An 11,876-nucleotide genomic window follows, 5' to 3' on the forward strand; every position below is an offset into this window, starting at 1 on the left:
AATGTGTGTTGGAAATACTTAAATGTTGCCTATGGATGGATGTGAAAATCATTAAAATCAAAAAATACACCAGTGGATGTGGAAAACTCGACGAATTATTGGGCGGGGGTTTCGAGTCCGGGACCGTGACCCAGTTATTTGGAGAGGCAGGTAGCGGTAAAACCAATATCTGTCTCCAATTGGCGATTGAAACCGTGAAAAGCGGAAAAAAGGTCATATTTGTCGATAGCGAGGGGTTCTCCGCCGAGCGATTTAAACAGATAGCCGGAGATGATGCGAAGAAGCTTGCAGAAGGCATCATAATCTATGAACCGATGGACTTCGAACAGCAGTATTCCGCCATTAAAGATATGGAAAAAGTGTTAAATGAAAATATAGGGGTGATAATACTCGACTCTGCTACGCTATTTTATCGAGCTGAACTTGTCCCTAACTCACAGATTTCACGATATGATTATGGGCGTGGCATTGTACCAATAAGAGAGCTGGCGGGTCAAGTGGCACACCTGTTAGTACTTGCCAGAAAATATGATGTGGCAGCCATCATCACAAACCAGGTATATACCAATATAGATGACAACCAATTCCATCCCCTCGGCGGGAATATGATGGAGCACCTCTCCAAGAACATCATCCAGCTGGAAAAGATAAAGAATGGGAGGAGGAGAGCGAGCATACGAAAGCATAGGTCCCAGCCGGAAGGGATTTCGTGTGAGTTTGTGCTAACTCGGGATGGTGTGAAAGACATATAAACCGTCAAAATGTAGACCTGATTATTCCTTCGTAAACGGTTTCTGCTTTTCCCTCCATGAACGCGCGACCGCCTTCCAGCGATATGCACAATTCGCCCCCCTCGGTTTTGACCGTTACATTGTTGCCCACCATCCCAAGTTTATTCGCAATGGCGACGGATGCGACGGCTCCAGTGCCGCAGGCAAGCGTCTCGGCTTCAACACCCCTCTCATAGGTTCGTATCTTGATATCGCCCCCTTCTACTTTGACAAAGTTCACGTTTGCCCCGTTTGGAAATATGGGATTATACCGAATCTTTGGCGCAATCTCCATTATTGGGAGGCCCATATCATCCACAAAGATGACTGCATGCGGCACTCCCGTATTCACTGCAGATACTTTCACACCTGCGACATCTTTTTCCAGAAACTTGAACCTGGGCTCTCCCATGTCTACTTTTGCCCAGATTTGATTCTCCGAGTCCTCTCTTGTCTCGACTTTCATATCTCCAACAACCGTCTCGACCGTAACGGTTCCCGGTCCAATATAGCCGGCGTCGATTGCATATTTTACGAGGCATCTAATGCCATTGCCACACATTTCTGCCTCTGAACCATCTGGATTGAAAATCCGCATTTTGAGATTTGCGTGTCTTGATATCAAAAGGAACAAAACGCCATCCGCACCTATTCCAAATTGCCGATCGCAAAATCGCCTGGCAAAATCGCTCTTTTTATCATCAGGTATAACTCCTCTGTCATATTCGTCTATCAGAATGAAGTCGTTGCCGTTTCCATGTAATTTGGTGAACATGATCATGGATACAACTCACGAAATCCTCGGCGGGATAATCTGATTCGCCAGCAGAGCGTCATATGACTCGCGCTTTCGGATGATGTCAACTTTTCCATTGTGCACGAGCAGTTCAGCGCATCTCAGCCGTCCATTATATTGTGAGCTCATCGAGAATCCATATGCGCCCGTGTCGAGGATCGCGATGAGGTCGTCCTTCGCAATTTCTGGTAGAGCGCGATCCTTCGCGAGAATATCGCCGGATTCGCAAATCGGCCCCACTATCGTGTATTCTTCTGATGGCTCCTGGTCTGCCTTGTTTGCGACCATGACCTCGTGATGTGCATCGTACATCGTTGGTCTGAGGAGGAGATTGAAACCCGCATCGACGCCGACGAAGGTCTTGTGTGCCTGCTTGACCGCATTTACCCTGGTCAAAAGAATCGTGGAATCACCAACGACGTATCTCCCTGGCTCGAGTATAAGCTTTGGGCTGATGCCCAGAGATGTCGTGCGCTCATCGAAAATTGGCAGGATGGCATCCGCAAGGTCTGACGGCGATGGTGCTACGTCGTCTTCCCTATATGGGATGCCAAGTCCGCCCCCCATGTCAACGAACTCAAGCTCGATGCCGAGTTCTGTTACTCCTTCCACTAGGTCGAGCACCCTCGCTATAGCCTCTGTGAAAGGCGCAACATCGAGTATCTGCGAGCCAATATGGCAGTGAATGCCCATCGGCTTTATGCCATCAAGTGAGCCTGCCCGCTTATATGCAGATACAACCTCTGTATGAGGAATGCCAAACTTGGATTTTTTAAGCCCTGTGCTGATCTTTGGATGCGTAACTGGCGATACGTCTGGATTGACTCTGAATGCAATCTCGACTTCGGAGTCATGTCGACTTGCGATCTTCGAGATGGTTTTCAATTCATCTAACGAGTCGACCGATATCCTCACTCCTTTTTTCACTGCCATTTCCAGTTCGGCATCCGTTTTGGAATTACCATTGAACAAGATTTTTTGTTGTGGAATTCCCGCCATGAGAGCACAGTATAGTTCCCCATCCGAAAAGACGTCTGCTCCTGCTCCTTCTTGCGCCAGTATTTTTAGCACGGTTAAATTATAGTTCGCCTTCGCCGCATAATATATGTCGGCATCTGGAAAAGCGCTTTGAAATCGCTGATAATTTGCCCTGATGCGAGATTCGTCCATCACGTAGAGCGGCGTGCCGAATTTCTCAGCCAAGACAGTGGTGTCAACGCTGCCGATGGTGAGGTGTCCGTCTTCAATTCCCAAATGTGTCCTATGTTGTAATATATTCATATCTCCAAAGTCCTCAACCGCTCAACCGCTTCCTTGATTCTCTCTACTGGTTTTGTCAGCGCAAAGCGCATATACCCCTCGCCGTAATCACCAAAACCTATACCGGGTGTCGCCACGATGCCTGCCCGCTCCAGCAACAATCTCGAGAACTCTAACGAATTGAATCCAACGGGAACTGGTGCCCAGACATAAAACGTTGCTTTCGGCGGTGTTACTGGCATCCCCAGTTCATTGAGCCCTGCAATTAGAGCGTCCCGTCTCTTTTTATATATTTTTCTCATGTACTGGACACAACTCTGGGGGCCCGTCATCGCGACGATTCCCGCCATTTGTACCGCCATGAACGCACCCGAATCTACGTTGGTCTTTACCTTTCCGAGACCACTGATGATGTCCGCATTGCCGACAGCGAAGCCGATGCGCCATCCTGTCATGTTGTACGTCTTGGAGAGGGAGTGGAACTCAATTCCAATGTCCGTAGCCCCTTCCACCTCCAAGAGAGATGGTGCCCGAAACCCATCATATGTCATCTCCGAATATGCATTGTCATGGCAGACGATCATGTCGTTGTCGGTCGCAAAATCGATGATTTCTTTGAAGAATTTCATGTCCGCAACCGCAGATGTCGGATTGTTTGGGTAGTTAATGAACATGAGCTTGGATTTCTTCGCAGTCGTTGAGTCGATCGAATTCAAATCGGGCTTGAAATCGTTTTCAGACAACAGAGGCATGATGTGTGGGGTGCCGCCTGCGAGTATCGTCCCGATTTTGTATACGGGATAGGCTGGGTCCGGCACCAATGTCATATCGCCGTGATTTACAAATGCCAGAGGGATGTGCGCAATGCCCTCTTTTGATCCGATGAGGGCGAGCACCTCTTTCTCTGGGTCCAATTCAATGCCAAACGTCCTTTTATACCATTGGGACACTGCCTCCCTGAAGGAGGGCATACCGACATAAGAAGGATACTGATGAGTAGATGGGTCCTGAACGGCATCACACAGCGCCTTGATGATGTGCTCTGGCGTCGGATGGTCGGGGTCGCCCACCCCCAAATCGATGACGTCCACACCCTGTTTGAGCTTCTCCGACTTCAATTTGTCAATGGTCGCAAAGAGATATGGCGGCAATGCATTTATTCTATCGGCGTACATGTTCCCAGTCTAACATCATGCAGAGGATAAAAATACTTTTGCCATATTGGCTAAATGATTTTCAATCCTTGTTTTACGAGCTTGCTGAAAGAAGCTCGGTTTATTGGATAGGAATTTCGAACACGAAATTCTGATGTTGCGATGTAACGTGGTTTGCAATACATCCCCCACACAGAAACACCACAGTTTCAACCCTTGTTTTTTAGAGCGCTTTCCACACCTCTACCTCCTGAACAGGATCAGGCAGCACTACCACTGGCACTAGCTCTGGTTCTAACTCTATCTTCTCAACTAAGTCTGCAAGCTTCCTTTCCAAAGCAAGTATCTCGGCTCTAATTTCCTCGGGCACTTGTTGCCAAAGCAAATATCCGGCAGCAGCAACCAATCCTACCAACATCATCACTATATTTTTTATTTTTTTCTGCTCAATTCATATCAATAGATATTCAGTTTTAAAAGAACCATTGAAAGAATGAGCTATTTAAAATTTATCATATCTCAAAAACCTTGTCAAATCTTTAGACCCCATTTTTCCCCATATAATCTAAACCTCCCAGTATTCTTTTTTAATGAAATTTTGATACCATCCTTTAAACTCCTCAAGAGTTGCTAAATGGATTTGGAAAGGAGAAAAAGGGCCAATTTTTTCCTTAATTTTTGTCCTAATTTTTGCTCTTTCATCAAAATCACTGGGCAAATTCTGCGAAATAATTAAAACGTCAATATCACTACTTGGCCCCCATTTATTTTGGACAATTGAACCAAATACCAAAACCCTTGCCTCCCCTAATATTTTTTTGCTAATCTCTTTAATTCTTCGGGAGTAATTTTTCCAATTCTTAAAATACTCCTTCTTTCTTTTTTGAGTATCTAATAAGATATCCACTAAAGTTGTCATAAAAGCTTTTCTCCAGTTAAATCTTCAAGTAATTTTATAAATTCTTTTACTTTCTCTAAGAGCATCTTCACTCCATTTTCTGTAAACTGCTTTGGAAAATAGCGAGAAGTAAAATAGGCATCTTCTAAACTATCAAAAAATAATTCATTTTCTCTATAAAACTCTGAGATTTTCTCTTCCTCATATACTTTAGCGAGTTGAGGAGTTAACTCAGAGAAATAATGAGTTTTTGGCCAATCTCCAATCTTTTTACCAATTAGATATTTTATCCAAAGCTGAAAAGCTTGCTCTAAATTGAAAGCAGCCAGATTATATTTTTTCTTTTGAAGTAATTCCTCTGCCTCCTCAAAAAATTCCTGTCCTCTTATTTTAAGAAAATCAAATTTAAGCATTAATTTTGCTATATCGTCTTTAATTGGTTTAAAGGTTTTTCTGGATTTAACAAGGGCTATGTTTTTTAGAGTGCTTTGCAACGAAGACAGGGGATTATAACTCATGGGGGCTGGGCAGTTTCAATCCTTGTTTTACGAGCTTGCTGAAAGAAGCTCGGTTTATTGGATGTTGGTCTACAAAGGAGCTTATCGATCAGAGGCTACCTCTATTGATGTAGTTTCACTACACATTGAATAGAGATTTCTACCGTTAATATCTGTGATTATTAGGGAGTTAGTGCGATACCCTTCCTTACTCAACTCACCCACTATATACTTAAGGAACCTGATCCAGCCTCTAACCTCTAAATCTTTTAATGGTATTCTGTAGTGTATTCCTTCTCTCCCTGCTAAGCTACCTGTTTTATAGTCTTTAAGTATACACCTATCCATTTTCATCTGGCAGTCTATTCCCATCTTCTGTAGTCTTTCTTTAATAGGGTCTATCAATGTAAACAACCTTACTGTATTGAGAGTTTTTATTTCTACATACTCTACTGCCTCTCTTTCGAGGTGCCTGTACCTCTCCAAACTGGGTTTATCATAGTGTAAGATGTTGTGGCAGTTTGCACATAACGTAACCGTGGCCTTAAACGTTTTGTCTTCTTTTACATGGTGGTTATGTAGTGCCCTATGGTCTGAAAAGCCACATTCCTGACATTTGTTTTTTTTGCCCATTTTTAAGTACCCCCGGCTCTTTCGCTCGACGAGCTCATCGCCTTTTCTAACAGGCTTCCATCCTTGCTTTATTAGATTTTTCTTCAACCTTAGACTAAGCCGCCACAATCTTGTTGATCTCTCTGACCTGTCAAAAACCTCATCAAAGCTTATGCCATCGAGCCATTAACGATCGCTTGATTGAAGTGATTAGAACTCTGCCCGTTGGACAGAAATACTTTTCTCACGTCCAGCCATTGGTTTATGGCAATGAAAATAACCGAGCTGTCCTTGCCCAAAAACGTTATTCAATTTTATATGGACTCAGGAATCACAGAGATATATCCTCCGCAGGCGGACGCGATCCGACGCGGCCTGCTCGATGGAAAAAACATCGTCGCGGCAATCCCCACCGCATCGGGCAAAACTCTGCTCGCAGAGTTCGCCATGCTGAAATCCGTGCTAAATGGCGGCAAGGCGATTTACATCGTACCGTTGCGCGCGCTCGCCTCCGAGAAATATGATAGGTTCTCCCAATTCGCGTCGCTCGGCATCGAAACTGGCATCTCCACAGGCGATTTCGATTCAAAGGACGAGTGGCTGGGCAAATACGATATCATCGTGGCTACCTCTGAAAAAGTGGACTCGTTGCTAAGAAACAAGGCAAGCTGGATGTACGATATCACCGTGATAGTCGCAGATGAAATCCACCTTATCAACTCTCCTGACAGGGGGCCCACACTTGAAATAACGCTGGCAAAACTGATGAAATTGAACCCAAAAGCACAGATCCTTGCGCTGAGTGCTACGATCGGAAACGCTAGCGAGCTGGCAAAATGGTTGGATGCCGAACTTGTCCAAAGCGACTGGCGCCCCGTAGAGCTGCGAGAGGGCGTCCTCTTTGGAAAAGCGATCAAGTTCATGGACGGGGGGAAGGAAGTCGATGCGACGAACGAAGACGATGCCATTGCACTCTCGGTCGATACCATAAGGGAGGGGGGGCAATGTCTCATCTTCGCCAATACGCGCAAAAATTCTGAGAGCATGGCCAGAGAGGTTGGCAAAGCGATCCAAGATTTGATCGATCCCGATGATGATAATAAGCTGGCCGAACTGGCAGGAGAAATCCGCGAGACAGGAGAGACGAGCTTATGCGAAAAACTTGCCTCCTGCATTGAAAACGGAGCGGCGTTTCACCACGCCGGACTACTAGGTGGACATCGACGCATCATAGAGAATGGCTACAGATCCAATGTGATCAAGGTCATAGCGTGCACTCCTACGCTAGCGGCAGGTCTCAACTTACCGGCAAGGCGAGTGGTCATCAGAGACTATAGGCGGTACGACGCTAACTTTGGATTGACACCCATACCAGTGCTGGAGATCAAACAAATGTGCGGAAGGGCGGGTCGCCCAGGCTTAGACCCATATGGCGAGTCCGTCCTGATCGCCAAGAGTCTTGATGAATTCGATATGCTGATGGAAAACTACGTACTTGCGAATCCAGAAGACATATGGTCCAAACTTGGCGTAGAGACCACATTGCGCACGCATCTACTGTCCACTATCGCGACCGGGTTTGCCCAATCCAGAGAACAGTTATTCGATTTTATAGAGTCTACGTTCTATGCATGTCAGCAGGAGAGGTGGAGTCTGGAACACGTGGTCGATGCTGTGCTGGAATTTCTTGAAAAGGAGGGCATGATAATCCGGTCAGGTGACGACATCCATGCTACTGAGCTGGGAGAATTGGTCTCAAGACTGTATATAGACCCGGTGTCCGCATCGATAATTATCAAGGGGCTGAAAAGCGTCGACGATGCCACCACGTTTACACTGCTACATTTAATCTGCCAAACACCCGATGTGCGAAAGTTGTACCTCCGCAGCAATGATGGCTCTTGGGTCAATGAGTTAGTAGAGCGGCATCGTGATGAGTTTATCTGCGTGCCAGACCCATACGAAAAAGAGTATGAGTGGTTCCTTGCCGAAGCCAAGACTGCGATGCTGTTTTACGACTGGATTTGCGAAGAACATGAAAATGACATAATTAAAAAATTCGGCATTGGTCCCGGAGATATAAGAGCGCTGTGCGAACTCGCGGAGTGGCTCATGCACAGCACTGCCGAGTTGTCCGCGCTGTTGGGTTTAAGATTTACACAAGATGCAAGAGATTTGGTCGAGCAGATTAAATATGGCGCCAGTCCTGAATTGCTTAAACTGATAAAAATAAAGGATGTGGGCAGAGTCAGAGCGCGCAGGTTGTACAATGCCGGCTATACCGATATCGCCAAACTCAGAGATGCGAATCCCAAAGCGATCATGCGATTGGTCGGGACCAGAATCGGAATAAAAATCATGAGGCAGTTGGGCGTAGATGTGGAAGCGACGGACAGAAAAACAGGACAGGCAAATCTTCTCGAGTTTTAACATAGTAGATGGAAAATAATTTAAAGCTATGATTTGAAAGAAATGACCCATATGACCATCAAAATTATCGGTGGCATCGCCGAGGTTGGCGACGTTGACGAATTCATCAAAACGATGAGCGATATCGCAAGGCGTCACAGCGTCACAATTCAAGCATTAGACGCAGACAGAACTGCGGGTGCAGAACACCTTCGTTTTGCGGCCGAAAAGGCGATGCGGTCGATTCGAGAGGGACGAAACATCGCCGAGGATTTGGGACTTGAAATTCTTTTGTACGCCTCCGGAAAGCGCCAGATCGAGCGCGCCTTACAGATGGGGATTTCGCCTGGCAGGAACAGGATAGCCATCGCCATAGTCGGCAATGATGCGGAGCGTGCAGGCAAGGATGTAATGGAATTTGTTCAAGAGGCGCCTGTGCTGGACTATAACGAGCGAAAAAAAGATTTAATCGTTAAAACGTTTGGCATCACCGATGCCGAAATCGAAGCAGTCGGGGAGGGGAAAATCCCGGAGCTGGTGTTGGAAAGAGTGGCATTGTTGGATATCATGAAGTGATTCTCTAATCCCTGCCCGATATCGTGGAGATGGTCACGTCAATCTCACATAAATACCGTGCCGCGGCGCCAGTCCCATGTATCAATAATTCAACTAAATCCTCGGGCACATCCATGTCAGTGCTGACAAAGAACGAATCATAGATATCAACAGACATCCCCCTATCCTGTGCGATTTGGACGTGTCTCAAAAAACTTGTGTTATGATATTGCACTTTGAATAGGTGCGGCTCCCTCAAAAACAACAGATTCGTCCCACCGCCCCTCCCAGGCGCTATGACGACATCCGCACTCGAGCCGACGACCTCGTTTATGTGTCTGGGCTGGATCAGTGGCAGGTCAGGCATCACTATCAAAATCGGCGTCTGGACATCTCGAATTGCGCCATTGATGGCATCATCCAACGTGCCTCCTGTGAGCACCTCATATTTTCTTACCACAGAGTTGTCGAGTGCATGGATGACGTCCTCAAGCATGCGCTCCGCAAATTCTTTCCGCTCGAGCGCACTAAGTAGAGGAGACAGACGCGATTTTGCATTCTCCATTTTAAAGGGAATTATTGCCTTCATATCGACCACGGATATGCTTATTTAACCCTCCTCATATGTGGATGTGATGATTGCTGATTACGTCACCTTCTCTAAAAACGTTTTCATTCCGGTCACCAACGTCTGCAGAAACAGATGTCATTATTGTGGTTTTAGACGTGATGCCGCCCATCCCGATGCATTTCTGATGACGCCTGAGCAGGTTGACGAAGTGTTGAGAGTGGGTAGTTCCAGCAGTTGTACCGAAGCGTTGTTTACATTTGGCCAGCCGAGCCATCATGACGTCATCGATTATGTGGCGGAGCTGTGCCAGATGGCGATCGAGCGTGGCCTTCTCCCACATACAAATGCGGGCGTAGTCAGTTATGCAGACCTCAAAAAATTGAAACCCTTGAACGTCAGCATGGGATTGATGGTGGAGACGGTTGGGGAGTTGGAGGCGCACCGCGACAGTCCAGACAAGGTCCCTGCACTGCGCCTGAAGACCATCGAGGATGCTGGGCGATTGAAGATTCCCTTCACAACAGGCATCCTCGTCGGCATTGGTGAAACGTGGAACGACCGCATTGAATCTCTATTGGCAATTAAAAAATTGCATGCTAAATACGGGCACATCCAGGAAGTTATCATCCAGAATTTTTTGCCGAAGCCGAACACGCCGATGGCCAATCATCCCCCGCCGACTATACGTGATATGCAGCAGATGATTGCAACAGCGCGGGAGATTCTGCCGCAAGAAATTGCGATACAAGTGCCGCCAAATCTCATGCCTCCGCAACTGTCAATACCATGGGGCGCATCAGATTTGGGGGGCATTTCGACTGAAACTGTAGATCATATCAATCCTGAAAGAGAATGGCCTGCTGTAAACGAACTTAATGCGATGGGAATATCTATGAAGGAGCGATTGCCGATATATCCGCGTTTCATTGCAGCGGGTTGGCATGGTGAAGAAGTTGGCGAACTGGTGGAAAGATATGCCGATGAAAATGGATTCAGAAACGATGAATGATATCATAGAACGGATATGGGGCGGGGAGGTCACAAAGGGTGATGCGCTATTTCTGGCGACCATGGATGTGCACGAATTGTCCCATCTTGCCGACCGATTGAGGGCTGCCGCAGCAGGGGACGTCGTCACCTATGTGGTAAATCGCAACGTCAACTTCACGAATTTGTGTATAAACGATTGTGCCTTTTGCGCATTTAGGAGCGATTCTGGATATGTTCTCAGTACCGAACAAATCTTGCAAAAAGTCGAAGAGGCGGTGGATTCCGGCGCGACCGAGATATGCATTCAGGGCGGTCTGCGCAGGGGTGCGGCGCTGGATTACTACTGCGAGATGCTGGAATGCATAAAATCACAATTTCAGGTGCATTTACATGCCCTTTCGCCAATGGAGGTACACCATGCGGCCGATAATTCCGACATGAGCATATCTGCCGCCCTAACAGCGCTAAAGCGCAGCGGACTGGACTCGATGCCGGGAACCGCCGCGGAGATCCTCGACGATCGGGTCCGCCAAAAAATCTGCCCGCGCAAGATTTCCACGGCGCAGTGGGTGGAAGTAATATCCACAGCACACAAGACAGGAATCCCGACGACTGCTACGATGTTATACGGGCACATCGAAACCAGAGAAGATAGAATCAACCACCTTCTTTTGATAAGGGACCTGCAGCGAAAAACTCATGGATTTACCGAGTTCATACCGCTTCCATTCATGGCGAAAAACAATCGTCTGGGCAAAATCGCACACGGACCGACCGAAATCGACAGCCTTGAGGTGCATGCCCTCTCTCGAATCCTATTGCACCGACACATCAAAAACATCCAGGCGTCATGGGTGAAGCTGGGGCGCAGGCTGGCGCAGACGACACTTCTCTGTGGAGTTAACGACCTTGGAGGGACCTTGATAGAGGAAAATATATCCAAATCTGCCGGTGGAACGTCTGGCGAGTACATGTCACCCGAGGAGTTTGAGGAGACCATCATCGGCGCAGGGCGCATACCGAGAAGAAGGACCACGTTGTACGAGTTAATCTAAATATTAAAAGTTACTATATACCAAAAGAATCAAATGTCCAGTGAAGTATCTCCAAGATGGTGACCTCATGGAAGTCAATGTTACGATAAGTCTAAAAAAAGGAGTTGCTGACCCAGAGGGGGCGAATATTAAGAAGGCCCTGAACTTGCTCGGGTTTGACAATGTGATGGACGTAAAGTCGATGAAAACTTTTAGAATAAACATAGATACGAATGACCGAAAAGAGGCTGAAATTGTGTGCGAGAAAATGTGCAAAAAGCTTCTTGCCAATCCGGTTATCCAGAACTACACGATAGAGATAAGGTGATG

The 11,876-nt window shown here is 46.8% G+C and carries 14 protein-coding genes; 6 read left to right on the forward strand and 8 right to left on the reverse strand.

The features are described 5' to 3' along the window. Nucleotides 1-41: 41 nt before the first annotated feature. The gene (gene radB, locus BME93_02910; GenBank protein ATZ61078.2) at nucleotides 42-752 is read left to right on the forward strand and encodes a DNA repair and recombination protein RadB; all 711 of its coding nucleotides are present in this window, start codon (nucleotides 42-44) and stop codon (nucleotides 750-752) included. A 4-nt stretch (nucleotides 753-756) separates the two neighbouring features. Here the strand turns inward: radB and dapF are convergent, their stop codons facing one another. The 7 genes from dapF to BME93_02945 form a co-directional block, all read right to left on the reverse strand. Beyond that, nucleotides 757-1,545, reverse strand: a complete 789-nt coding sequence (gene dapF, locus BME93_02915) for a diaminopimelate epimerase (protein ID ATZ61079.2) — start codon at nucleotides 1,543-1,545, stop codon at nucleotides 757-759. Nucleotides 1,546-1,560: 15 nt separating this feature from the next. Then, entirely contained in the window at nucleotides 1,561-2,847 is a 1,287-nt protein-coding gene (gene lysA / locus BME93_02920) for a diaminopimelate decarboxylase (GenBank protein ID ATZ61080.2), read from the reverse strand. Next, on the reverse strand, nucleotides 2,844-4,001 hold the full coding sequence (locus tag BME93_02925; protein ATZ61081.2) for an LL-diaminopimelate aminotransferase: 1,158 nt from the start codon (nucleotides 3,999-4,001) through the stop codon (nucleotides 2,844-2,846). The genes lysA and BME93_02925 overlap by 4 nt, the downstream gene beginning before the upstream one ends. A gap of 202 nt (nucleotides 4,002-4,203) precedes the next feature. Then, nucleotides 4,204-4,401, reverse strand: coding sequence for a hypothetical protein (locus tag BME93_02930; GenBank protein ID WRQ72957.1), 198 nt, complete (start codon nucleotides 4,399-4,401; stop codon nucleotides 4,204-4,206). A 144-nt stretch (nucleotides 4,402-4,545) separates the two neighbouring features. Then, entirely contained in the window at nucleotides 4,546-4,899 is a 354-nt protein-coding gene (locus tag BME93_02935) for a nucleotidyltransferase domain-containing protein (protein ATZ61082.2), read from the reverse strand. Continuing rightward, entirely contained in the window at nucleotides 4,896-5,396 is a 501-nt protein-coding gene (locus BME93_02940) for a HEPN domain-containing protein (protein ATZ61083.2), read from the reverse strand. The genes BME93_02935 and BME93_02940 overlap by 4 nt, the downstream gene beginning before the upstream one ends. 81 nt (nucleotides 5,397-5,477) lie before the next feature. Further along, nucleotides 5,478-6,008: a hypothetical protein gene (locus BME93_02945; protein ATZ61084.2), complete on the reverse strand. Its 531-nt coding sequence runs from the start codon at nucleotides 6,006-6,008 to the stop codon at nucleotides 5,478-5,480. Between the two features lie 249 nt (nucleotides 6,009-6,257). On the opposite strand from BME93_02945, the gene BME93_02950 reads away from it, so the two are divergent. Both BME93_02950 and cgi121 read left to right on the forward strand, forming a co-directional pair. Next, nucleotides 6,258-8,417: an ATP-dependent DNA helicase gene (locus BME93_02950; protein ATZ61085.2), complete on the forward strand. Its 2,160-nt coding sequence runs from the start codon at nucleotides 6,258-6,260 to the stop codon at nucleotides 8,415-8,417. Nucleotides 8,418-8,468: 51 nt separating this feature from the next. After that, nucleotides 8,469-8,972: a KEOPS complex subunit Cgi121 gene (gene cgi121 / locus BME93_02955; protein ID ATZ61768.2), complete on the forward strand. Its 504-nt coding sequence runs from the start codon at nucleotides 8,469-8,471 to the stop codon at nucleotides 8,970-8,972. A 4-nt stretch (nucleotides 8,973-8,976) separates the two neighbouring features. Here the strand turns inward: cgi121 and cofC are convergent, their stop codons facing one another. Further along, nucleotides 8,977-9,540, reverse strand: coding sequence for a 2-phospho-L-lactate guanylyltransferase (cofC, locus tag BME93_02960; protein ID ATZ61086.2), 564 nt, complete (start codon nucleotides 9,538-9,540; stop codon nucleotides 8,977-8,979). A gap of 46 nt (nucleotides 9,541-9,586) precedes the next feature. Between cofC and cofG the strand changes: the two genes are divergently transcribed. The 3 genes from cofG to purS all read left to right on the forward strand — a co-directional run bounded on the left by cofG (nucleotide 9,587) and on the right by purS (nucleotide 11,874). Next, entirely contained in the window at nucleotides 9,587-10,531 is a 945-nt protein-coding gene (gene cofG, locus BME93_02965) for a 7,8-didemethyl-8-hydroxy-5-deazariboflavin synthase subunit CofG (protein ATZ61087.2), read from the forward strand. After that, a complete protein-coding gene (gene cofH, locus BME93_02970) occupies nucleotides 10,464-11,567 on the forward strand; it encodes a 5-amino-6-(D-ribitylamino)uracil--L-tyrosine 4-hydroxyphenyl transferase CofH (protein ID ATZ61088.2) in 1,104 nt (367 codons plus the stop codon). Before cofG ends, cofH begins: the two co-directional genes overlap by 68 nt. 67 nt (nucleotides 11,568-11,634) lie before the next feature. Then, nucleotides 11,635-11,874 carry a phosphoribosylformylglycinamidine synthase subunit PurS gene (gene purS / locus BME93_02975; GenBank protein ATZ61769.2) on the forward strand — a complete coding sequence of 80 codons (240 nt, stop codon included), beginning with the start codon at nucleotides 11,635-11,637 and terminating at the stop codon, nucleotides 11,872-11,874. The last annotated feature ends 2 nt before the right edge of the window (nucleotides 11,875-11,876 follow it).

It is taken from the genome of Methanosarcinales archaeon Met12, assembly GCA_002813105.2.
In the GTDB taxonomy this organism is placed as follows: domain Archaea; phylum Halobacteriota; class UBA148; order UBA148; family JAJOKI01; genus JAJOKI01.